Source organism: Curtobacterium poinsettiae, from assembly GCF_047226435.1.
In the GTDB taxonomy this organism is placed as follows: Bacteria; Actinomycetota; Actinomycetes; order Actinomycetales; family Microbacteriaceae; genus Curtobacterium; species Curtobacterium poinsettiae.
Window position 1 is genome coordinate 3,274,529 of sequence record NZ_CP178434.1, and the last position, 21,314, is coordinate 3,295,842.

Annotated in this window: 16 protein-coding genes; 6 read left to right on the forward strand and 10 right to left on the reverse strand. The window is 70.8% G+C overall.

The window, feature by feature from the left end:
- Positions 1-16 precede the first annotated feature (16 nt).
- From ACL00U_RS15430 to ACL00U_RS15445, 4 genes are read left to right on the forward strand one after another with little or no spacing between them, the layout of a single operon-like run.
- Entirely contained in the window at positions 17-868 is an 852-nt protein-coding gene (locus ACL00U_RS15430) for a phosphoribosyltransferase family protein (protein WP_412873589.1), read from the forward strand.
- Positions 865-2,451 (forward strand): nicotinate phosphoribosyltransferase, encoded by a 1,587-nt coding sequence (locus ACL00U_RS15435; RefSeq protein WP_412873590.1) that lies wholly within the window; start codon positions 865-867, stop codon positions 2,449-2,451. The genes ACL00U_RS15430 and ACL00U_RS15435 overlap by 4 nt, the downstream gene beginning before the upstream one ends.
- The gene (locus ACL00U_RS15440; RefSeq protein ID WP_017885456.1) at positions 2,448-3,098 is read left to right on the forward strand and encodes an NUDIX domain-containing protein; all 651 of its coding nucleotides are present in this window, start codon (positions 2,448-2,450) and stop codon (positions 3,096-3,098) included. The genes ACL00U_RS15435 and ACL00U_RS15440 overlap by 4 nt, the downstream gene beginning before the upstream one ends.
- Before the next feature lie 18 nt (positions 3,099-3,116).
- A complete protein-coding gene (locus tag ACL00U_RS15445) occupies positions 3,117-3,752 on the forward strand; it encodes a pyridoxal 5'-phosphate synthase (protein WP_412873591.1) in 636 nt (211 codons plus the stop codon).
- Between the two features lie 30 nt (positions 3,753-3,782).
- Here the strand turns inward: ACL00U_RS15445 and ACL00U_RS15450 are convergent, their stop codons facing one another.
- The 6 genes from ACL00U_RS15450 to ACL00U_RS15475 form a co-directional block, all read right to left on the reverse strand.
- Entirely contained in the window at positions 3,783-6,194 is a 2,412-nt protein-coding gene (locus ACL00U_RS15450; RefSeq protein ID WP_412873592.1) for a GNAT family N-acetyltransferase, read from the reverse strand.
- Positions 6,191-7,612: a lysine N(6)-hydroxylase/L-ornithine N(5)-oxygenase family protein gene (locus ACL00U_RS15455; protein ID WP_159556107.1), complete on the reverse strand. Its 1,422-nt coding sequence runs from the start codon at positions 7,610-7,612 to the stop codon at positions 6,191-6,193. The genes ACL00U_RS15450 and ACL00U_RS15455 overlap by 4 nt, the downstream gene beginning before the upstream one ends.
- Complete coding sequence (locus tag ACL00U_RS15460) at positions 7,609-9,033, reverse strand: pyridoxal phosphate-dependent decarboxylase family protein (RefSeq protein WP_071250177.1); 1,425 nt, start codon at positions 9,031-9,033, stop codon at positions 7,609-7,611. The genes ACL00U_RS15455 and ACL00U_RS15460 overlap by 4 nt, the downstream gene beginning before the upstream one ends.
- Positions 9,034-9,128: 95 nt before the next feature.
- Entirely contained in the window at positions 9,129-11,120 is a 1,992-nt protein-coding gene (locus ACL00U_RS15465; protein WP_274007389.1) for a LamG-like jellyroll fold domain-containing protein, read from the reverse strand.
- Between the two features lie 99 nt (positions 11,121-11,219).
- A complete protein-coding gene (locus tag ACL00U_RS15470) occupies positions 11,220-13,667 on the reverse strand; it encodes an ATP-dependent helicase (protein ID WP_412873593.1) in 2,448 nt (815 codons plus the stop codon).
- Between the two features lie 12 nt (positions 13,668-13,679).
- A complete protein-coding gene (locus ACL00U_RS15475; protein WP_017885463.1) occupies positions 13,680-14,690 on the reverse strand; it encodes a glycerophosphodiester phosphodiesterase family protein in 1,011 nt (336 codons plus the stop codon).
- Positions 14,691-14,796: 106 nt separating this feature from the next.
- Here ACL00U_RS15475 and ACL00U_RS15480 point away from each other — a divergent pair, with 106 nt between their 5' ends.
- Complete coding sequence (locus ACL00U_RS15480; protein ID WP_412873594.1) at positions 14,797-15,792, forward strand: DUF817 domain-containing protein; 996 nt, start codon at positions 14,797-14,799, stop codon at positions 15,790-15,792.
- 31 nt (positions 15,793-15,823) lie between these two features.
- Positions 15,824-16,696, forward strand: a complete 873-nt coding sequence (locus ACL00U_RS15485) for a Bax inhibitor-1/YccA family protein (RefSeq protein WP_017885465.1) — start codon at positions 15,824-15,826, stop codon at positions 16,694-16,696.
- A gap of 350 nt (positions 16,697-17,046) precedes the next feature.
- Here ACL00U_RS15485 and guaA read toward each other — a convergent pair whose 3' ends face one another.
- Genes guaA through ACL00U_RS15505 form a run of 4 tightly spaced genes read right to left on the reverse strand, consistent with a single transcriptional unit; the run spans position 17,047 to position 21,314 of the window.
- Complete coding sequence (guaA, locus tag ACL00U_RS15490) at positions 17,047-18,627, reverse strand: glutamine-hydrolyzing GMP synthase (RefSeq protein ID WP_042539757.1); 1,581 nt, start codon at positions 18,625-18,627, stop codon at positions 17,047-17,049.
- Positions 18,624-19,070 (reverse strand): DUF3817 domain-containing protein, encoded by a 447-nt coding sequence (locus tag ACL00U_RS15495; RefSeq protein WP_412873595.1) that lies wholly within the window; start codon positions 19,068-19,070, stop codon positions 18,624-18,626. Before ACL00U_RS15495 ends, guaA begins: the two co-directional genes overlap by 4 nt.
- Positions 19,071-19,080: 10 nt before the next feature.
- Positions 19,081-19,857, reverse strand: a complete 777-nt coding sequence (locus ACL00U_RS15500) for an SURF1 family cytochrome oxidase biogenesis protein (protein WP_071250173.1) — start codon at positions 19,855-19,857, stop codon at positions 19,081-19,083.
- Between the two features lie 5 nt (positions 19,858-19,862).
- Positions 19,863-21,314 (reverse strand): cation:proton antiporter, encoded by a 1,452-nt coding sequence (locus tag ACL00U_RS15505; RefSeq protein ID WP_042539854.1) that lies wholly within the window; start codon positions 21,312-21,314, stop codon positions 19,863-19,865.

Sequence of the window (21,314 nt, forward strand, 5' to 3'; positions counted from 1 at the left end):
GTGCTACGGTCGAGCCATGGCAGTCGAACTCAGCACCTGGGACGCCCAGGGCAACCAGACGACACCGACGTTCTCCACCATGCGGTTCCCCGCCGGTGAAGCCCACGTCAAGGTCGCGAACGACACCGCCGAGCCGGGGGGCCTCACCGAGATCGCGACCCTGCGCGGCACGAACGGCGACGACCTGATCATGCTCGGCATGTGGGCGGACGCCGTGCGACAGCGCGGTTCGAAGTCCGTCGCGCTCGTCCCCTACCTGCCCGGAGCCCGGCAGGACCGCGGCCTGCCGTTCGGCGCGAAGGTCTACGCGGACATCCTCAACGGCTTCCACGTCGACCAGGTCATCGCGTTCGACCCGCACTCGCCGGTCATCGTCGGCCTGGTCGACAACCTCACCGTCGTCACGAGCGAACAGGTCGTCCGTGACGCGGTGGTCGGGGCGTCCGAGCACGGCGGTGGCGACCCGTACACCGGCATCATCGCCCCGGACAAGGGCGCGGTCCCTCGGGCGACCGCGGTCGCCCGGGCATGCGGCCTGCCGGTGTACCGCGCCGAGAAGCACCGCAACCCGGACACCGGCAAGCTCGACGGCTTCACCTGCGAACCGCTGCCGGACACCGGCCGGTTCCTGGTGGTCGACGACATCTGCGACGGTGGCGGCACGTTCATGGGCCTCGCCGGCTCGACGGGACTGCCGAAGGAGCGGCTCGGCCTCTGGGTCTCGCACGGTATCTTCTCCGGCCGGGCAGCGCAGCTCGCCGACCACTTCGGCGAGATCGTCACCACCGACTCGTACCCCGCGCAGAACGCCATCGACGGCCTGCGCACGATCGCACTCACCCCCTACCTGACGGAGCAGATCCGATGACCCAGACCGCCCCCGCAACCACTACCGGCACCGGCGCCGCCGGCCTCGAACCCCGCATCACCACGGCGAGCCCGATCGCGCCGCTGCTGGCCGTCGACGGCTACAAGCACTCGCACCGGCAGGTCTACCCCGCGGGCACCTCCCGGATCCTGATCAACTGGACGAACCGGTCGAACGCGCACATGCCCGAGTCGACGCACGCCGTGGTCTTCGGGCTGCAGGCTTTCATCCAGCGCTCGCTCGTCGAGGCCTGGGCGCCGTTCTTCGCCGCGGACGAGGACGAGGTCGCCCGACTGTTCGAAGAAGCCCTGCAGGGGTACTTCGGCCCGAACCACATCGGCACCGACCACGTCCGCGCCCTGCACCGCCTGGGTTACCTGCCGCTCGAGATCCGTGCCCTGCCCGAGGGCACCCTCGCCCCGATCGGCGTCGCGACCCTGACCGTCGAGAACACGATCGACGAGTTCTTCTGGCTGCCCAACTACATCGAGACCGCCCTGTCCGCATCGATCTGGCACCCGTCCACGGTCGCGACCAAGGCGCTCGCCTACCGCGACCTGATGGAGAACTGGGCAGCGCGCACCGGTGCCGTCCCGGCCGGCATCGACTTCGCCGCGCACGACTTCTCGTTCCGCGGGCAGTCGAGCATCGAGTCGGCTGCGGCGGGCGGCGCGGGCCACCTGCTCTCGTTCCTCGGCACCGACTCGATGCCGTCGCTCGACTTCATCGACCGGTACTACCCGGGCGACAACGGGCTGGTGGCAGCGAGCGTCCCCGCGACCGAGCACAGCGTGATGTGCGTCCGTGGCGCCGACGGGGAGCTCGCGACGTTCGAGCAGATCCTCGACGTCTACCCGACGGGCATCGTGTCGGCGGTCAGCGACGGCTTCGACCTGTTCAAGGTCGTCACCGAGACCCTCCCGGCCCTCAAGGACCGCATCACGGCCCGCGACGGCAAGCTCGTCATCCGACCCGACTCGGGCGACCCGGTCGACATCGTCACCGGCACCGTGCACGGCGTGGACGAGGCCGAGTTGCTCGCCCCCGGGCGCAGCCACGAGGAGAAGGGCGTCGTCGAACTGCTCGACGAGATCTTCGGCCACACCGTGAACGACCAGGGCTTCAAGGTCCTCGATCAGCACATCGGCGTCATCTACGGCGACAGCATCACGCTCGACCGGGCACAGCGCATCTACGAGCGCCTCGCCGCGAAGGGCTACTCGAGCGACAACATCGTGCTCGGTATCGGGTCGTACACGTACCAGTACATGACGCGCGACAACCTCGGCAGCGCCGTCAAGGCGACCTGGGCACTGGTGGACGGCGAGCCGGTCGACATCCAGAAGGACCCGAAGACGGGCAGCGGCAAGAAGAGCGCGAAGGGCCGCATCGCCCTGCACCGCGACGAGACCGGCGAGATCCGGCAGACCGACCAGGCCACGGCCGAGGACGAGGCGACCAGCCTGCTCCAGCCGGTGTGGATCGACGGACGGTTCACGCGCCTCCAGTCCTTCGCCGACGTCCGGCAGACGCTGCGGGACGAACGTGCGGCCCGCGCTGCCCGCCGGACGACCATCGCGTGACGGCCGCCGGATCGGCGACCCGCGACCAACCGCTCATCGCGATCGACGTCGTCCCGGTGTCGTTCGCGGGGGCGGACGGCCTGCGGGTCGCCACCGCGCGTCGGGCCTACGCCCCGTACGCCGGACTGGAGGCCCTGCCCGGCGTGCTCCTGGACGGCACCGAGATCCTGGCGGACGGTGCGCGGCGCGCGCTGCGCACCAAGACCGGGATCGACGCGGCCGCGGTCCGCCACCTGGCGCAGATCGGCGCGTTCGACGGACCCGACCGCGACCCGCGGAGCGCCGCGATCAGCATCGCGTTCCTGGCGGTCGTCGAGCCGGGCACGGACTCGACGGCGACGTGGCACGCCGCCGCGGACCGCCCCCTCGCGCTGCCCTTCGACCACGACCGGATCGTCGACGCCGCGCTGGAGCACGTGCGACTGCGGTGCTGGTCGGACGTCCCCCTCACGCGTGCGCTGCTCGGATCGCCCTTCACCACGGCGGACGCCCGTCGGCTGCTCACCGCGCTGACCGGCGCGAGCCCGGACCCGGGCAACCTGAACCGGATGCTCCGGACGAACCCGGTGCTCAGCCGTGTCGACGCCCCCGCGGCGGCCGGTCCCCGCGGGGGTCGTCCCCCGGCAGCCTGGACGTGGAGCGCCTGAGCACGGTTGGGTGGAGGCATGTCCTCCTCCCTGTCCGGTGACGTTTCCCTGCAGCTGCCCGAGTTCGACGCTCCCCCGGCATCACCCCTCGACCTGGCCCGACAGTGGCTCGAGGCCGCCGACGAGCGCGACGTCTCCGAGCCGAGGTCGATGACCCTCGCCACCGCCGGCGCCGACGGTCGGGTGAGCGCCCGGACGGTGGACGTGAAGCGCCTGGACGACCGCGGGCTGGTGTTCGGCACCTCGACCCTGAGCCCGAAGGGACGCCAGCTCGCCGAGAACCCGCATGCAGCACTGCAGGTCTACTGGCGCGAGACCATGCAGCAGCTGCGGTTCGAGGGCCGGGCGGTGCAGCTCTCCGACGACGAGTCCGACGCGCTGTTCGCCGACCGCTCCCCGAAGTCCCGCGCGGCGACCGCGATCGCCGACCAGTCCGACGTGCTCGAACCGCGGACCCTGCAGGACCTGATCGACGACGCGAACGACCTGCTCGACGAGACCGACGACGCCGTGCCGCGGCCGGCCGGCTGGGTGGCTTGGCGACTCGAACCCGACGTCGTCGAGTTCTGGCACGGCAGCCGTGACCGGATGCACCGCCGGCTGCAGTACGTCCTCGCCGACGCTGCGTGGTCGGCCACCCGCCTGCAGCCCTGACGTCTCGCGCATCGCGAGCGCCGGCGCCCCCTACCGCCCGATCGGGTTCGGCATCGCGCCCGCCCGGATGAGCGACGACGACTGGTCGGCCAGGTCCACCATCGACAGGGTGTTCCGCAGCTGCAAGCGGTTCAGGCACGAGTGCTCGAACGTCGGCACCCGCAGGTCCAGGGGTCGACGGCGGTCCGGGTGTGCGGCGGCGTGCGCGTCGATGCACTCCCCCGCGACCTGCCAGAACCGGGCCTCCGGCAGCACCCCGTCGTCGTCGAGGATCGCGGCGACGAACCGCAGCACCCCGTCGAACACGTCGGTGAACACGGCGAGCGCGGCTTCGTCGTCGGACACCGGGTGCACGATCCGGTCGATGTCGGCGGGCACCGGGCGGTCGTCGTGCCGGCCGAGCACCGCGGCCTCCTCGCCGATGTCCTTCATCACGGCGCGGACGACGACACCGTCGCGCACGACGAGCACCAGGTTCTCACCGTGCGGCATGAACACCAGGTCGTGCACGGTCAGGCAGTGCACGACGGGCAGCAGGTAGGCGTCGAGCCAGCGTCGGACCCACTCGTCGGCAGGGACTCCCGATGCCTCGATCAGGGCTGACACGACGGCGTTCCCCGAAGCGTCCCGGTGCAGCAGTGCCGCCATGGTGAGCAGGCGTTCGCCTTCGGCCAGCTGCGGGACGGGACTCTCCCGCCACAGCGCCGCGAGCATCTTGCGCTGCGGCGAGGACACGTCGACCCGGTGGTACGCGTCGCCGGTGTAGCCGATGGCGGCGTGCTCCCGGAGCACCGAGAACCCGGCCTCGGCGAGCGTCGGGTCGGCGGCGACGATCGACGCGACCCAGTCGTTCACGGCCGGCGTGTTCCGCATGTAGGCGGGCGACATCCCCCGCAGGAACCCCATGTTCTGCACGGCGAGCGCCGTCTTCACGTACGAGCGTACCGGCTCGGTGCGGTTGAACGCGGTGCGGATGGACTGCTGCGGCTGGTACTCGTCGGGCCCCTCGCCCAGGTCCACCAGGTCCTGCCGCCCCAGGTCAGGCGCGAAGGTCACGGCGATCCGGTGCTGCCACTGCCAGGGGTGCACGGGCAGCCACACGTAGTCGTCGGGGTCGAGCCCGCGGCGCTCCAGGGTGGCGCGGAACCCGGCCACGACCGCTGCCGGGAGCTCCGACTCCCAGTGCGCCTGCTCGGTCCGGTCCGCGGCGAGCGCCAGGTGCGTGTGCTCGCGTCGGGCGGCGAGCCACCGGTACCGGAACCGGCCGCCGGACTCGGGCGCGAACGCCCGGTACTCGTCGAGGCCGAACCCGATCCGCCCGTTGGCGGCGACGAACGCCGGGTGGCCCTCGGTCATCGCCGACTCGACGTCCTGGAACGACGCTACGGCGTCGTCGACGGCCCCGGACGAGACGGTCGAACCGGTCGAACCGACCGAACCGGCCGACCCGGCCCCGCCCCGCCCCCGCGCCAGCTGCCCTGCCGACGGTCCGCCCCGTCGGTGCTTCGCCGCAGCACTCGCCAGCGTCGACGCGATCTCCTCCAGGTACGTCCCGAGCAACTCGTCGGGGATCCCGAGCACCTCGTGCAGTTCGAGCACGAGCTCCTGCGCGCTGAGTGGTGCCGACGCCCCCGCACGGGTCCGCGTCAGCGAGGCCTCGTCCATCGACCAGTGCTCGAGCAGGTGCTGCCGTGCCCGGAACCGGTAGGTCGACTCCCCCGTGTCGAGCCGCCACCCGTCCCCGTCCGGCACGGGTGCGATGAGCCGTTCGTGGGTGAACTCCGCGATCGCCTTCGCGACGAGGTGCCGTTCGGCGGGTTCCAGGTGCTCGGGCCGCAGGTGCGCGGCCGGCCCGTCGTCGTCGGGGACGCCGATCCGGTCGGTGTCGAGCACCGACAGCAGCGCCCGCTTGCCGTCGACGTCGACCTGTCGCAGGGCACGGAACCCGACCTCGGCGTTCTTCGCCTGCACGGCGGTGTTCCGCACGTCCGGTTCGACGACGACCCGACGCGCGCCGAGGACGTCCCGGCAGTGCTCGACGACGGCACGCATGACCGCGCTCGTCAGGCCGTGCACGCGGCCCTCGGCCGGCACCGGTGCGACGAGCAGGTGCATGCCGACGTCGCCGGGTTCGGCAGCCCACACGTCGGTGAGCAGGACGGCCGAGGGGTCGTAGGTCTCGGCCAGGAAGCACGGTTCGCCGTTCCGGCGGCCGAGCCACGCGGCCTGCGCGGGGTCGGCCTGCACGCCGGCCAGGTAGGTGCGGACGCCGTCCACGTCGAGGTCGCCCATCTCCCACCACGACGACGCCGGGTGGGCGAGCCACGACTGCACGACGGCGGCGTCGCGTTCCGGGTCCACGGGTTCGACGGTCAGGAGGCCCGGCCCGGCTCCCACAGGCGCGGTCGCGTCCGGCGCCGTGGTGGTCACGGTCGTGCTCATGCGGAGACCTCCGCACGTTCGGTCGCGGGCCGGGCCGGCGCGCGCTCCGCGGCGCCGGGATGGGCGGTGGACGGCTCTGGTGTTGACTGCTCCGAGGCGGGCAGGCCGAACTCCTGGAAGGCGATCCGGGCCTCCAGGCCGTACACGGGGCGACCCGTGACGGACCGGATGATCGACGCGTTCCGCCACGCACCCATGCCGAGGTCGGGCGCGGTCAGGCCGTGCGTGTGCTCCTCGGCGTTCTGCACCCAGATGCGCCCGCCCAGGGTGTCGACGTGGTGGTCGCGGGCGACCGCCAGGCGACCGCGGGAGTCGCGGGCGACGAGGTGCTCGACCGGGTCGAGGAAGCGCGGGACCCGCGGGGTGTACCCGGTGGCGAGGACGAGCTGCTCGACCTCGTGCTCGTACGTCTGGTCGAGCTGCTCGTGGCGGAGCGTCAACCGGTACGTGCCGCGGTCGGCGAGCCAGGCGGCGTCGACGACGCTCGTCTCGGTCCGGAGCGTCGTCGGGACCGGACCCCGCGCGCTGATCCGGTAGAGCTGGTCGTACAGGTCGTCGACCAGGTCGGCGCTGATGCCCTTGTACAGCCCCCGCTGTTCCCGTCCGAGGCGGTCGCGGACGGCTTCGGGCAGCCCGTGGAAGTGGTCCGTGTACTCCGGGCTCGTCATCTCGAGGGTGAGCTTGGTGTCCTCCATCGGGAAGAACCGGGGCGACCGCGTGATCCAGTCGAGGCGGTAGCCGTCCTGCCGGATGTCCTCGAGCAGTTCGCGGTAGACCTCGGCGGCGGACTGCCCGCTGCCGACGACGGCGATCGACCCGGCGTCGCGCAGGGCATTGCGGTTCGGCAGGAACTCGGCGGAGTGGACCGCCGGTCCGCCGATCCCGCGCAGCGGGGCGGGGACGGACGGCTCGGTGCCGATGCCCACGACGACGTGGTGTGCGCGGTACGTCTCGGGACCCTGATCGGTCTCGGCGTGCACCGTGAACGTGTCGGTGACCGGGTCGTGCTCGACGGCGGTCACCCGGCGGCCCCACCGCAGGGTGTCGAGCCGGTCGGCGGCCCAGCGGCAGTAGGCGTCGTACTCGCTGCGCAGGGGGTGGAAGTCCTCGCGGATGTAGAACGGGTACAGGCGCCCGGTCTCCTTGAGCCAGGCGAGGAACGAGAACGGTGAGGTCGGGTCGGCCATCGTCACCAGGTCGGCGAGGAACGGCACCTGGATCGTGGCGTCGTCGAGCATCATGCCGTGGTGCCAGGCGAAGCCGTCGGCAGCGTCGAGGAACACCGCGTCGAGGTCGGCGATCGGGTCGGTCAGGCAGGCCAGGCCGAGGTTGAACGGGCCGATGCCGATGCCGACGACGTCGTGCACGGTGTCGGCGGTGCGGTCTGCTGCGCGGTCTGCTGCGCGGTCGGCGGTCATCGGGACGCTCCTTCCGGGGCGGTGGTGGTGGCCCTGACCCGGGCGGCCGTGGCGACGACGTGCTCGAGCGACGCGCGCATCTGCTCCGGCGTCGTCTCCGGGTTGAGCAGCGTGAGCTTGTTGCACGGCCGGCCGTCGATGACCGTCTTGGCGATGAGCACCCGGCCCTCGGCGAGCAGGGCCGAGCGGATCGGGGCGACCAGCGCGTCGGCGGCCTCGTCGGTCATGCCGGCGGGCTGCCAGCGGAACAGCACCGTGCTGAGCTGCGTCGGCGCGACGAGCACCAGGTCGGGGTGCTCCTCGACGATCCGGTGGGTGACCACGGCGAGGTCGATGACGGCGTCGAACGCCGCACCGATCGCGTCGGCCCCCGTTGCCCGCAGCGTGGCCCAGAGCTTCAGGGCGTCGAACCGGCGGGTGGTCTGCAGGGACTTGTCGACCTGGTTCGGCTCGGCGGCGTCCTCCGGGTTCAGGTAGTCGGCGTACCACGCGGTGCGGCGCAGGTCCTCCGGGCGCTGCACGAGCAGGGCGCTCGACGACACCGGCTGGAAGAACGACTTGTGCAGGTCGGCGGTCACGCTCCTGGCTCGTTCGACGCCGTCGAGCAGGTGGCGGCGCGTCGGCGACACGAGCAGCCCGCAGCCGTACGCGGCATCGACGTGCAGCCAGACGTCCTCCAGGTCGCAGACGTCCGCGATCGGTTCGATCGGGTCGATCACGCCGCGGTCGGTGGTACCGGCCGTGGCGACGACGGCCATCGGTCGCTGCCCGTTGGCCCTGGCTGCAGCGATCGCCTCGGCGAGGGCCGCGGGCACCATCCGGCCGGCGTGGTCGGTCGCGACGGCGACCACGGTCTCGAGCCCGAGCAGCCGGGCGGACTTCGCGATGCTGAAGTGGGTCTCAGCGGTCGTGAACACGGTGCCGCCGGTGCCGAGGGCCTCGCGCGCCAGCAGCAGGGCCTGCAGGTTCGACTGTGAGCCGCCCGAGGTGAAGATGCCGTCCCCCGCGGCGAACCCGATCCGACCGGCGAGCCAGGCGACGACGTGGCGCTCGATCTCGGTGCCGATGCGGGACTGGTCCCACGTGTCGACCGACGGGTTCACGGCGGCCAGGACCGACTCGGCAGCGACCGCGGGCAGCGCGACCGGGCAGTTCAGGTGCGCGAGGTACGCCGGGTCGTGGAACCAGACGGCCTCGCTGACGAACAGCTCGTCGAGTTCGGCGAGCGCGCGGTCCGTCCCGAGGGGTTCGGCGTCGAGGTCGACGTCCTGCACCCGGGCCCGGAGGACGTCCGGGGCGGTGTCGGTGGTCGGACGGTCGGCCGCGGCGAACCGGTCGGCCAGACGGTCCACCGTGGACGTCACGGCGGAGCGGTAGCGCTCGGCGGTGGCGGTGGTCAGGAGTTCGATGGGAGGTGTCACGTTAGGTAAGGCTAACCTCACAAAACGCGTTCACGCCACCCGAACGAGGGGTGTCCTGGTCGGCCGGGCGTGTCAGACGGCCGTCTGTCGGGTCGTCAGGCGTTCATGAACTCGCTCGGCTGCAGCGCCCGGCCGACGATGCGCACGTCACCGATCGACCCGACGAACACGTTGTCGAGCTTGCCGCCGTAGCGGTACCCGCCGAGCAGCCACGGCTTGCCGATCGTGCTCAGACCGCGGTTCTGGGTGGACGGGTTCCGCACGACCGGGCACCCGTCGACGTAGAGCACGGTGTGCGTCCCGTCGTTCACCACGGCCACGTGCCACCAGGCTCCGAGCGGCAGCTCGTGCCCCCAGTTCGTCAACGATCCGTCCTGGCTCGTCGGGTACACGCACCACTGCAGTTCGCGGTCCCCCGACAGGCTCAGGGTCACCGCGGGTTCGTCCGGGTCGCCGTCGGCTCCGGTCGCCTTCCCCGCCTGGCCGGCGCTCGAGTACTGCGACAGCAGGGCGCTGAACCCGTTCGTGCTCGAGTCGAAGGTGGTCGGCAGCGCGAAGAACGCCTCGACCGTGTACCCGCGAGGGAAGTGGGTGCGGTTGAGCGGCGCCGCCCGGACGGTCTGCAGGTGGTCGCCCCCGGTCTTGCCACCCTGCAGCGCGAGGCTGCCGGCACCCGGCTGGTCGGGGTGGTGCGCGGCGGTCCAGCGCAACGCCCCTGCGACGGCGCCGGTCCGGCGGGCGACCACCAGGTCGTTGCCCTTGCCGCTCTGGTCGCGCACCCGCGTGGTCGGCGCGAGCGCCGCCCCGTCCGGGTTGCCGTCGAACCGCCAGTACGCGAGCGTCCCCGGTACCAGCATGCGTGCCGCCGGCCGGGAGGCCCGTGGTGCGACCGGCGCGAAGCCCGCGAAGCGCGCCTCGAAGTCCACTGCCATGGTGAAGCGGTCGACGTCACCGCTGAGGTTGACCTCCTGGGCGGCGAGCTCGTTCGCCTCGCCGAGCCCGCCGGCGAGCAGGAACGGCGACAGCGTCTCGACGTCGATGACGTTCCGTTCGAGGTCGACGTGGTACAGCCGGATCATGGCCGCCCCGCCGTAGTACCGGTTCTGGTAGTTGGTCAGGTGCAGGGCGACGTCGTGTCCCACCGCGTTCTTCGCCGTCGTGCGGCCCGGCCCCCAGTAGTGGCCGTTGAGCGTCAGGAACACCTGGTCGTGCTTCGTGATGAAGGAGTCCCAGAGCTGCTGCCCGTAGGGGTCGAACGCCGCCCCGCCGTCGGCGTCCGAGTCGACGATGGCGTGCGTCGTGAGGATCACCGGCGAGTGCGGCCGGGCTGCGAGCACGGAGCTGGCCCAGGCGAGGCCGCTCGCGCTCGTCCGCCAGTCGAGGGCCAGGACGACCCACTCGCGGCCGGCCGCGGTGAACCGGTGGGCGGTGTTGTAGCCGTCGGGGCTCGAACCGATCCAGCCCGGGGCCTTCCGGAACCGCTGCGGACCGAACACGTCGAGGTACGGGGTGCGGCCCCGCTGGTCGTCGGTCGACGAGTCGACGTCGTGGTTGCCGGCGAGCACGCTGTAGGGCGCTCCGGCACGGTCGAGCACGTCGAAGACCTCGCCGGACGCGCGCATCTCGGACGCCGCACCGTTCTGGGTCAGGTCACCGAGGTGCACGAGGAACACCGTGTTGTGCCGGGCCTGCTCGCGCACGACGTACTCGAGCGAGGCGCGCATCGGGGCCTGGTCGACCGCGGCACCGTCGAACATGTACTGGGTGTCCGGCATCACCGCGACGGTGAAGCGCGGCGAGGTCGTGTCGGGTCGCCACGGACCGGTGCGCCCACGTGCCACCGCCTGCTGGGCCGCGATGCCGGACCCGCCGAGGGCCGCCGGGGTGACGGCGGGGGCTGCGGTCAGCGCGTCGGCGACGGCCGGGGCGCTGCCGAAACCGTTCGACGCCACGAGGCCTGCGGCGCCGGCCAGTCCGGACCCGACCAAGAAGCCACGGCGGGAGACCGGGATGCGCTTGCTGCGATCGTCGGCGGGGGCTGCTGCACCGTCGTGGGCGGCTTCGTGGTCGTCAGGGCTGTTCTGCACAGCACCGCACCGTACGGTCCGCGGGGGAACGCCCCGGGTCCGTCCCGTGAACACCAGACCGGCCGCTGCTGCCGGTTCGGTGTGGACCGGTGAGGGCTCCTACAGCTTCTCGATCGGGGCGATCTTGATGAGGAGCTTCTTGCGGCCCGCGGAGTCGAACGCGATCTCGGCGATGCGCTTGGCACCCTGCCCCGTCACCGCGGACACCGTGCCCTCGCCGAAGTCGACGTGCTTGATGCGGTCGCCGGCGACGAGTTCCATGTCCCCGTTGTCGCGCACCTGGCCGGACACCCGGTTCGCCCACTCGGTCTTCGGACGGGTCTTCGAGGCCGCTGCTGCCCGGTCGTACGATCCGCCGCCCCAGCCACCACCACCGCGGTAGCCACCGCCGCCGCCACCACCGTTGAAGCCACCGTCGCGCTTGGCGTTCAGGGCCCGGGGCTGCGTGCCACCGCGGCTGTTCGCCATGCCCGGCGACTGCTTCCACTCGATGAGCCCCTCGGGGATCTCCTGCAGGAAGCGCGACGGCATCGCCACGTTGACGTCGCCGAACTGCGCACGGGTCATCGCGAGCGACAGGAACAGGACCTTCTTGGCGCGGGTGATGCCGACGTAGAACAGCCGGCGCTCTTCCGACGGACCACCGGGTTCGTTGGCGGACATCCGGTGCGGGAGCAGGTCTTCCTCGACACCGGTCAGGAACACCGCGTCGTACTCCAGGCCCTTCGCGGTGTGCAGGGTCATCAGCGAGACCGTGCCCGAGGAGTCGTCGAGCTCGTCCGCCGCTGCGACCAACGAGACCTCGGTCAGGAAGTCCGACAGGGTGCCCTCGGGGTTGTTCTTCTGGAACTCACGCGTCACGGCCACGAGCTCGTCGATGTTGTCGGCTCGGGCGGCGTCCTGCGCGTCGGGCGACTTCCGCAGGTTGTCGAGCAGCCCGGAGCCGTCGAGCAGCTGCGTCAGGGTGTCGACCACCGGTTGCGTCTGCGCCTTCTCGGACACGGCGTCGAGCAGCGCCGCGAACTCCGTGATGGCGTTCCGCACCTTCGGCCCGAACCCGAGTTCACCCGCGTGCCGCAGGGCGTCGCGCATCGTGGTCTCGTGCTCGTCGGCGTAGCGCTGCAGCGTGGTCTCGGTGACCGACCCGATGCCGCGCTTCGGCACGTTGAGGATGCGGCGCAGGGCCATCGGGTCGGCCGGGTTGGCGACCGTGATCAGGTACGCCATGGCGTCCTTGATCTCGGCGCGCTCGTAGAACTTGGTGCCGCCGAGCACCCGGTACGGGATCGCCGCACGGATGAAGATCTCCTCCAGCGCACGGGTCTGCGAGTTGGTCCGGTAGAACACCGCCATGTCGCGGTAGTCCATGCCGTCTTCCCGCAGGCGCTGGATCTCGTCGGCGACGAACTGCGCCTCGTCGTGGCCGGTGTACCCGGTGAAGCCGACGATCTTCTCGCCGGCACCGACGTCGGTGAACAGGCTCTTCGCCTGGCGGTCGAAGTTGTTCGCGATGACGGCGTTCGCGGCGTCGAGGATGTTCTGCGTCGACCGGTAGTTCTGCTCGAGCAGGATCGTCTTGGAGTTCGGGAAGTCCCGCTCGAACTCGACGATGTTGCGGATGTCCGCCCCGCGGAAGGCGTAGATCGACTGGTCGGAGTCACCGACCACCGTCAGGGACGCGGGCGCGATCGAGCCGTCGGTCTCGCGCATCCGGGCGACGTGCTGCCCGGAGTCCTCGAGCTTGTCGACCTGTTCGACCGGCACCGGGCGGGTGAGCTCACGGATCAGGGCGTACTGGGCGTGGTTCGTGTCCTGGTACTCGTCGACCAGGATGTGCCGGAAGCGCCGCTGGTACAGGGCGGCGACGTCCGGGAAGGCGCGGAACAGGAACACCGTCTGGCCGATGAGGTCGTCGAAGTCGAACGCGTTCGCCCGGCGGAGCTCGTTCGTGTAGCGCCGGAACACCTCGGTGAACATGACTTCCTGCGGGTCGTTCACGTTGATGTTGCGCGCGTAGGTGTCGATGTCCTGCAGCTCGTTCTTGAGCTTCGAGATCTTCGACGCCGCGGCACCCACGGTCAGCCCGAGGGAGTCGGCTTCGAGCTCCTTGATGATCCGCTTCAGCAGCGCCTTGGAGTCGGCGGAGTCGTAGATCGTGAACGACTGCGGGAACCCGAACCGCTCGGCTTCGCGCCGCAGGATGCGCACGCACGCCGAGTGGAAGGTGGAGATCCACATCCCCTCGGCCTCGCCGCCCACCAGGGCCCGGACACGCTCGCGCATCTCGGCGGCGGCCTTGTTCGTGAACGTGATCGCCAGGATCTGCGACGGCCAGGCTTCGCGGTTGGCGAGCAGCAGCGCGATGCGGCGGGTGAGCACGCTCGTCTTGCCGGAACCGGCACCGGCCACGATCAGCAGGGACTCGCCGCGGTACTCGACGGCTTCCTTCTGCTGGGGGTTCAGACCCGCGGTGAACGGGTCTTCGTACGCGCGGGCACCGGCGCCCGGTTCGGGCGTCGATTCGAAGGGGTCGAGCACGATCGTCATGTCCGGAACAGTCTAGGCGGGACCCCCGACAGCGGACCGGGCGAGCACCGCCAGGTCCGTGTGGTCGGCGAACACGCCGTCGAGTCCGGTGCGGATGACCGAGGTGAACCAGCGTTCCCAGTCGCCGAAGGCCGCGACGTCCCCGCCGCGACGCAACGGCGACGGCAGGAACCGGTTCTCCGGCCGGAGGGTCCACGTGTACACCGCGAGCCCGGCGGCGTGGGCACGGTCGACGATCGCGCTGCGCACCGGCGTCGGGTCGTCGAGCGCGACGCTGTCCACGCCGGCCATCAGGGTGCCGAGGTCGACGCTGATGCCGTGGAACTCGGTCGCGAACGACGCGAGCGCGTCCTCGGAGCGCTCGGCGGCGTAGGTCGGGGCGAGCGCCCCGTGGGACGCGACCTCGTCCGCGGCGCTGCCACGGGCCTCCTGGAGGTACACGAGCCGACCACCGGTCGCCCGCTCGCGCAGGTCCCGCAACACGCCCTTCTCGAAGCTCTCCACCGTCAGCCGCTCGTCCTGCCGCCACCCGGCCTCGCCGAGCGTGGCGTCGACGAGCTCGCCCATCGGGAACCCGGCGCGGTCGAAGGACGCGGCGTGCTTGACCTCGGCGACGAGCCCGACCGGGCGGGGCGCCGCGTCGAGGATCGCGAGCAGGTCGACGAACCGCAGGATCGGCTGCGCGCCGTCGTGCTCGGCGGATCCCGGGCGCAGCGCGGGCAGGCGCTCGCGGGTGCGGAGCGTCTGCAGCTGCGCCCACGTGAAGTCCTCGGTGAACCAGCCCGTCAGCGTCTGGCCGTCGACGGTCTTCGTCGTGCGCAGGTGCCGGAACTCGGCGTGGTCGGCGACGTCCGTGGTGCCCGAGACCTCGTTCTCGTGCCGGAGCACCAGGACGCCGTCCTTCGTGGGCACCAGGTCCGGTTCGATCGCGTCGGCGCCGAGTTCGATGGCCAGGTCGTACGCGCTCCGCGAGTGCTCGGGGCGGTAGCCGGACGCGCCGCGGTGGGCGATCACGAGGGTCATGGCGCGACCCTACTTGCCGGGGATGACGAGCGGGCCACCTGTGTCGCGGGACACACTCGTCGCGCCGGGGACCGCCGTTCCCAGCGCCGACGCCGAGCATCACCGCATGACCGTCCGATCGCTCTCCACCGCTGTCGAGGCCCGGATCGACCGGGCCGCACGCCGTGTGCTCGACGCCGGGCACCGACCGCACCGACCCGTCCGCGTGTTCGTCACCGAGTTCCTGGTGTTCGGTGCCAAGCAGGCCTGGGCGTGTGCGTTCGGGGCGCTGCTGCTCGCGACGATGGCCCTGGTGCACCTGACCGTGCCGGCCCCGATGCGGAACGACGTCCTGACGACCGCGGCCGTGCTGCTGCAGGTCGGCATGCTCGTGTTCGGGCTCGAGACCGTACGGGAACTCCGGGTGGTGGTGCTGTTCCACGTCGTCGGCACCGTGATGGAGGTCTTCAAGACCCACGTGGGCTCGTGGACCTACGAACCCGGAGGGCTGCTCGTCGTCGCCGGGGTGCCGCTGTTCTCGGGGTTCATGTACGGGGCCGTCGGGTCGTACATGGTCAGGGTCCACCGGCTGTTCGACCTGCGGTTCGACCGGTACCCGCGGCAGTGGCTGCTGGCGGTCGTCGCGGGCGGCGTCTACCTGAACTTCTTCGGCCACCACTTCGTCGCCGACGCCCGGTACGTGCTGCTCGCGCTCGTGCTGCTGCTCTTCGCCCGCACCACCATGGACGTCCGGATCCACCGGGCGACGATGCGGATGCCCGTGCTCGTCGCGATGGGGTTGGTGGCCGTGTTCGTCTGGGCGGCCGAGAACGTCGCGACCTGGGCCGGGGCGTGGAGCTACCCGGCGCAGCTCGCCGCCTGGCACCCGGTGGCCCCGACGAAGATCGTTGCGTGGTTCCTGCTCATGACGATCTCGGTCGCACTCGTGACCTGGTTGCACCCGGCGTCGCCCTCGGGCTCCCCGCGCTCGACGGCGGACTCTCGACGTCTTCGAGGCGCGCGTGCAGCGGGCGACCCTAGGCTTCCCTCGTCGGGGCCCGCTGGGCCCGCGTCCGCTCGCCGCGAATCCTCAGCCTTCCGCGACCGAGCGCACCTAGGCTGAGAGGACTCGAATCTCCTAGGAAGAGGACACCATGGCCTTCAAGCCCGGTTTCGACCAGTCCCCCGCCTTCAACGCACAGGGGGCAAACACCTGGGGCGGGCGCGGTGCTGGTCAGCAGCAGGCCGGCTGGGGACAGACCCCGCAGCAGGCACAGGGCGGCATGACCCCCGAGCAGCTGCAGTACATGTACGACCGCCCGACTGCGTCCCCGGTGGACACCGACCGCATGTCGTACGAAGACACCATCGTCAAGACGCTGCTCGCGTTCGGCGTGCTCGTCGTGGGCGCGGTGGCCGGTTGGAACCTGCCGCCGGCCGTCTGGGTCGTCGGCGCGCTCGTCGGGTTCGTCCTGGCGCTCGTCAACACCTTCAAGAAGAAGCCGTCGCCGGGTCTGATCCTGACGTACGCGTTCTTCGAGGGGCTGTTCGTCGGCGGTATCTCGAACTACTTCCAGACTGCGTTCCCCGAAGCTGACGGCATCGTCGCGCAGGCGGTGTTCGGCACGCTCGGTGTGTTCTTCGTCACCCTGCTGCTGTTCCGCTCCGGCAAGGTCCGCGCGACCCCGAAGGCCACGCGCTTCTTCCTGATCGCGATGGTCGGGTACATGGCGTTCTCGCTCGTCAACCTGGTCCTGATGTGGACCGGCGTGACGCAGAGCGCGTTCGGCCTGATGGGCGTGACGCTCTTCGGCATCCCGCTCGGTGTGCTCATCGGCATCTTCGTGGTCGTCATGGCGGCGTACTCGCTGATCCTCGACTTCGACCAGATCAAGACCGGTGTCGAGCGCGGCGCACCCCGCATCTACGCCTGGACCGCGGCGTTCGGCCTGATCGTGACGCTCGTCTGGCTGTACCTCGAGATCCTGCGCATCCTCGCCATCATCGCGAGCAGCTCGCGCAACTAGCACCACCGCACGACGAAGGGCCCCGGCGCTGCCGGGGCCCTTCGTCGTCCCCGGGCCGGTGGTCGGCGACAGCCGGGGCGGTGGCGGGAGGCGGCGGTGGCGGGGGCGGAAGGCGGCGGCGGTCCCGGGTGGTCGCAACACCCCGCCAGTCACCCGCCGAGTGGTCACGAAGCGTCGCCCGAGCCGGGGCCATTCGACACTTCGTGACCGCTCGGCACCGGGCCCGCGGGGTGTTGTGACCACTCGACGACCCCGGCAGCACCCACGCCCACCGCTCCGGCAGCGCCCCCGGACACACGAAGGCCCGGCACGCGTGACGCGTACCGGGCCTTCCGTCGCTCAGGGGAGCCCTACTCCCACTCGATCGTCCCCGGCGGCTTCGACGTGACGTCGAGCACGACCCGGTTGACGTCGGGCACCTCGTTCGTGATGCGGTTCGAGATCTTCGCCAAGGTGTCGTACGGCAGACGCGTCCAGTCGGCGGTCATGGCGTCCTCGGACGAGACCGGACGGAGCACGATCGGGTGGCCGTAGGTCCGGCCGTCGCCCTGCACACCCACGGAGCGGACGTCGGCGAGCAGCACGACCGGGCACTGCCAGATCTCCTCGTCGAGGCCGGCCGCCGTGAGCTCTTCGCGGGCGATCTTGTCGGCCGCGCGGAGCAGTTCGAGCCGGTCCTTCGTGACCTCGCCGACGATGCGGATGCCGAGGCCGGGCCCGGGGAACGGCTGGCGACCGACGATGACCTCGGGCAGGCCGAGCTCGCGACCGACGGCACGGACCTCGTCCTTGAACAGGGTGCGCAGCGGCTCGACGAGCTCGAACGTCATGTCCTCGGGCAGGCCGCCGACGTTGTGGTGCGACTTGATGTTCGCGGTGCCCGCTCCGCCGCCGGACTCGACGACGTCCGGGTAGAGCGTGCCCTGCACGAGGAACTTGACCTCGGCGTCGGAGTCGGACGCCTGGGCCTCGAGCACGAGTGCCTCGGCCGCGCCTTCGAACGTGCGGATGAACTCGCGCCCGATGATCTTGCGCTTCTGCTCCGGATCGCTGACACCGGCGAGGGCGTCGAGGAACTGCTGCTCGGCGTCGATCGTAATGAGCCGGACACCGGTGGAGGCGACGTAGTCCTCTTCCACCTGCTTGCGCTCGTCGGCACGCAGGAGCCCGTGGTCGACGAAGACGCAGGTGAGCTGGTCACCGACGGCCTTGTGCACCAGGGCTGCGGCGACGGCGGAGTCGACACCACCGGAGAGTCCGGCGATGACCCGCGCGGAGCCGACCTGCTCGCGGATGCGGGCGACCTGCTCCTCGATGACGTTGCTGGAGTTCCAGTCGCCCGGCAGGCCCGCGGCACGGTGCAGGAAGTTCTCGAGGACGGCCTGGCCGTACACGGAGTGCTTCACCTCGGGGTGCCACTGCACGCCGTAGAGCTTGCGCTCGTCGGACGCGAACGCTGCGACGGGCGTGGATGCGCTCGAGGCGAGCACCTCGAAGCCGGCCGGGGCCTTCGCCACGGAGTCGCCGTGCGACATCCACGTCACCTGGTCTGCCGGCTGGTCGCCGAGCAGGGTGCTGGTGCCGGGCGCGAGCGTCACGTCGGTGGCGCCGTACTCGCGCAGACCGGTGTTCGCGACCTCGCCGCCGAGGGCGGTCGCCATGGCCTGGAAGCCGTAGCAGATGCCGAGCACGGGGACGCCGAGGTCGAGGATGTCACCGTCGAGCGACGGCGCACCTGCTTCGTAGACGGACGACGGACCGCCGGACAGCACGATGGCCGCCGGGTCCTTGGCGCGGATCTCGTCCGCGGTGATGGAGTGCGGCACGATCTCGCTGTAGACGTTCGCTTCTCGGACCCGACGCGCGATGAGCTGCGCGTACTGGGCCCCGAAGTCGACGACGAGGACGGGACGCTGTTCGGTCTCGCTCACCGAGCGGCCTCCTTCTCACGCTGCTGGGCAGCGATCAGCTCGTGGTAGGTGTCCATGGCCTTCAGCTGCATACGGTGTTCGACCACGAAGGACATGAACGGGATGATGCCCCCGAGGGCGATGAGCAGGAAGCGCGACGGCCTCCAGCGCATGATGCTCCACAGACGGAAGTCCGTGAAGAGGTAGAGCACGTACAGCCAGCCGTGGGCGATGAGGATCGCGATCGACAGGTTGAACGTGCCCGGGGTCTCGCCCGCCGTGCCGTTGGGCACGAAGAACGGGCCGTTGCCGAGCTGCATCTCGAGCTGCAGCGGCGTGTACTTGATGATGACCTCGACCACCAGGGCGAGCAGCAGCACACCGGTGATGTACGCCGAGACGCGGTACCACTTCACCGCCCCCGGGATCTTGGGGATGTCACGGGTTCGGACGGTCAGGGCCATGCCGGCAATCCTACCGTCGGAGCGCGTCGGCTTCGGTGGCGAGCAGTGCCTCGCGCTCCTCTTCCTGCTCGCGCTCCCAGGCGTCCTTCACGAACCGGTACCAGAGGAACACGGCGAAGCCCGCGAAGACGACCCACTCGATCGCGTAGAACAGGTTGAGCCAGTCGAACTGGACCTCGCGTGACGGAGCACGGTCGGCGATGGTGCCGAGGTCGGCGGCCTTCGCGGTGGCACCGTCGGCGACGACGTACCCCAGGTACATGCGGTCGTCGAAGGCCTGCCAGGTGTTCACGAACCGTGCGGGCGCGACGGCCGAGTACTCGGCCTTCTTGTAGGCGTCCTGGTCCGGGGACTCGGCCGGGTAGTACCGGCCCTGGATCGTGAGCGTCTGGCCGTCCGCCAGGCGCTCGCCCCCGGCGACGGCGGCCGACCGCTGGTCGGACCACCCGATGACGACCGGGAGGCTCGCCCCACCATCCGAGTCCACCAGGTGCCCGACGGTCTGGTATTTCCCACCCCCGGTGCGGCCGGTCAGCACGGTGGTGTCGTCGGCGACGAAGGTCCCCGTGACGGTCACCTTCTGCCCGGCGAGGCTCTCGCTGACGGGGCGTTCGGGGGTCGTGACCGCCTCGAGCGTGCGGCGGGTCTCGGTGGTCGCCGGCAGGGGCTTGCCGTTGGCGATGGACCGCTCGAGCTGCCACTTGCCCAGCCCGGCGAACACCGCCGCCAGCACGAGCGCCAGCAACAGCAGCGCGATCCACCTCGGTCGTCGGGCAACGGCCCACATCTGTATCAGTACTCCGGATCGCGCTGTCGGACCGGGCGTTCGGGGCGCTCGGCGGGGATCTCGACCGGCGACGTCACGGGTGCGGACGTCGGCTCGGGCCCCTCATTGTCTCGCTCGTCCCTGCCAGCGGCCTCCACGAGGGCGAACTCCTCGGCGAACTGGCGATCCCGCTCGGCCTTCCGTGCCGCGGCGGTGGCGTCCGCCTCGGCCTCGGCTGCTTCGGCGCTCTCGGCGGCGGCTGCCGCGGCGACGGCACGTCGGCCGCCCAGGCGTCCGCGCAGGCGGATGAGCCGGCCCGGGCGCACCACGAGGCGGCCGATCCGCTCCGAGTTCACCGCGAGCAGCGGCCCGAGGACCGCCATGCAGAGGACGTAGAGGCCCGCGAAGGCGGTGATCCGCGCCTCCAGCCCGGCGGCAGCCGACAGCGTCGCGAGGATCAGCGCGAACTCGCCGCGGTTCACCAGGATGACGGCGGTGTTGATGCCCTGCTGGACGTTGAAGCCGTTCATCCGCGCGACGATCTGGCCGGCGACCGCGTTGAGCACGATGGTCATGCCGATGGCGCCGAGGACGGGCCAGAGCACCTCGCCGAAGGTCGACAGGTCGAGACCGAGCCCGAAGTTCACGAAGAAGAATGCCGCGAAGACGTCGCGCATCGGCAGGGCGAGCTGTTCGATGCGGTCGCGGTACCGGGTCGCTCCGCAGAGCAGGCCGATGACGAAGGCGCCGATGGCGTCGGTCACACCGAGCAGGTCGCCGATGCCGCCGAACATGACCGCGAGTCCGAAGAACAGCACGGTGAACAGCTCGTCGTCACGCGTGGCGAAGATCTTCGAGACCCACTTGCCCGCGAAGCGCGCGAGCGTGAACATCACGATCAGGAACCCGAACGCCAGGGCCAGCTTGCCGACGACGGCCCAGAGGTTGGTGTCGCCGGACAGCACGACGGAGACGATCGCCAGGTACACGGCGATGAAGACGTCCTCGATCACGGTGACGCCGAGGATCATCGGGGTCTCGTCGTTCGCCAGACGGCGGAGTTCGATGAGGAGCTTCGTCACGATGGCGCTCGACGACGTCGCCGTCATGCCCGCGATGATCAGGGCTTCACGGGTGCCCCAGCCGAGCGAGAACCCGAAGGCGAACCCCACGCCCATGTTGATGACGACGTAGGTGCCGCCCGACACCAGGAGCTTGCCGGCGTTGCCGTAGAACTCCTCTTGGTCGAACTCGAGCCCGAGGTTGAACAGCAGCAGGATGAGCCCGAACGTGGCGATGAGCTCGATCGTGTGGGACTCGACGCTCAGCCCGAACCACGGCGTGTTCGGGCTCGCGACGAGCCCGACCACCATGTAGATCGGGATGGCCGGCAGACCGATGGTCTTGCCGAGTCGGCCCAGGACGTAGGCGATGACGAAGAGCACACCGATGGTGAGCAGCTCACCACCCAGGTGCAT

Coding starts and splice junctions, on each gene's coding strand:
- ACL00U_RS15455 (WP_159556107.1), bottom strand. CDS start 7,612: ATGACCGCCGACCGCGCAGCAGACCGCGCAGCAGACCGCACCGCCGAC.
- ACL00U_RS15485 (WP_017885465.1), top strand. CDS start 15,824: ATGGCCTTCAAGCCCGGTTTCGACCAGTCCCCCGCCTTCAACGCACAG.
- ACL00U_RS15500 (WP_071250173.1), bottom strand. CDS start 19,857: ATGTGGGCCGTTGCCCGACGACCGAGGTGGATCGCGCTGCTGTTGCTG.
- ACL00U_RS15480 (WP_412873594.1), top strand. CDS start 14,797: ATGACCGTCCGATCGCTCTCCACCGCTGTCGAGGCCCGGATCGACCGG.
- ACL00U_RS15450 (WP_412873592.1), bottom strand. CDS start 6,194: ATGAGCACGACCGTGACCACCACGGCGCCGGACGCGACCGCGCCTGTG.
- ACL00U_RS15495 (WP_412873595.1), bottom strand. CDS start 19,070: ATGGCCCTGACCGTCCGAACCCGTGACATCCCCAAGATCCCGGGGGCG.
- ACL00U_RS15470 (WP_412873593.1), bottom strand. CDS start 13,667: ATGACGATCGTGCTCGACCCCTTCGAATCGACGCCCGAACCGGGCGCC.
- ACL00U_RS15505 (WP_042539854.1), bottom strand. CDS start 21,314: ATGCACCTGGGTGGTGAGCTGCTCACCATCGGTGTGCTCTTCGTCATC.
- ACL00U_RS15475 (WP_017885463.1), bottom strand. CDS start 14,690: ATGACCCTCGTGATCGCCCACCGCGGCGCGTCCGGCTACCGCCCCGAG.
- ACL00U_RS15435 (WP_412873590.1), top strand. CDS start 865: ATGACCCAGACCGCCCCCGCAACCACTACCGGCACCGGCGCCGCCGGC.
- ACL00U_RS15445 (WP_412873591.1), top strand. CDS start 3,117: ATGTCCTCCTCCCTGTCCGGTGACGTTTCCCTGCAGCTGCCCGAGTTC.
- ACL00U_RS15430 (WP_412873589.1), top strand. CDS start 17: ATGGCAGTCGAACTCAGCACCTGGGACGCCCAGGGCAACCAGACGACA.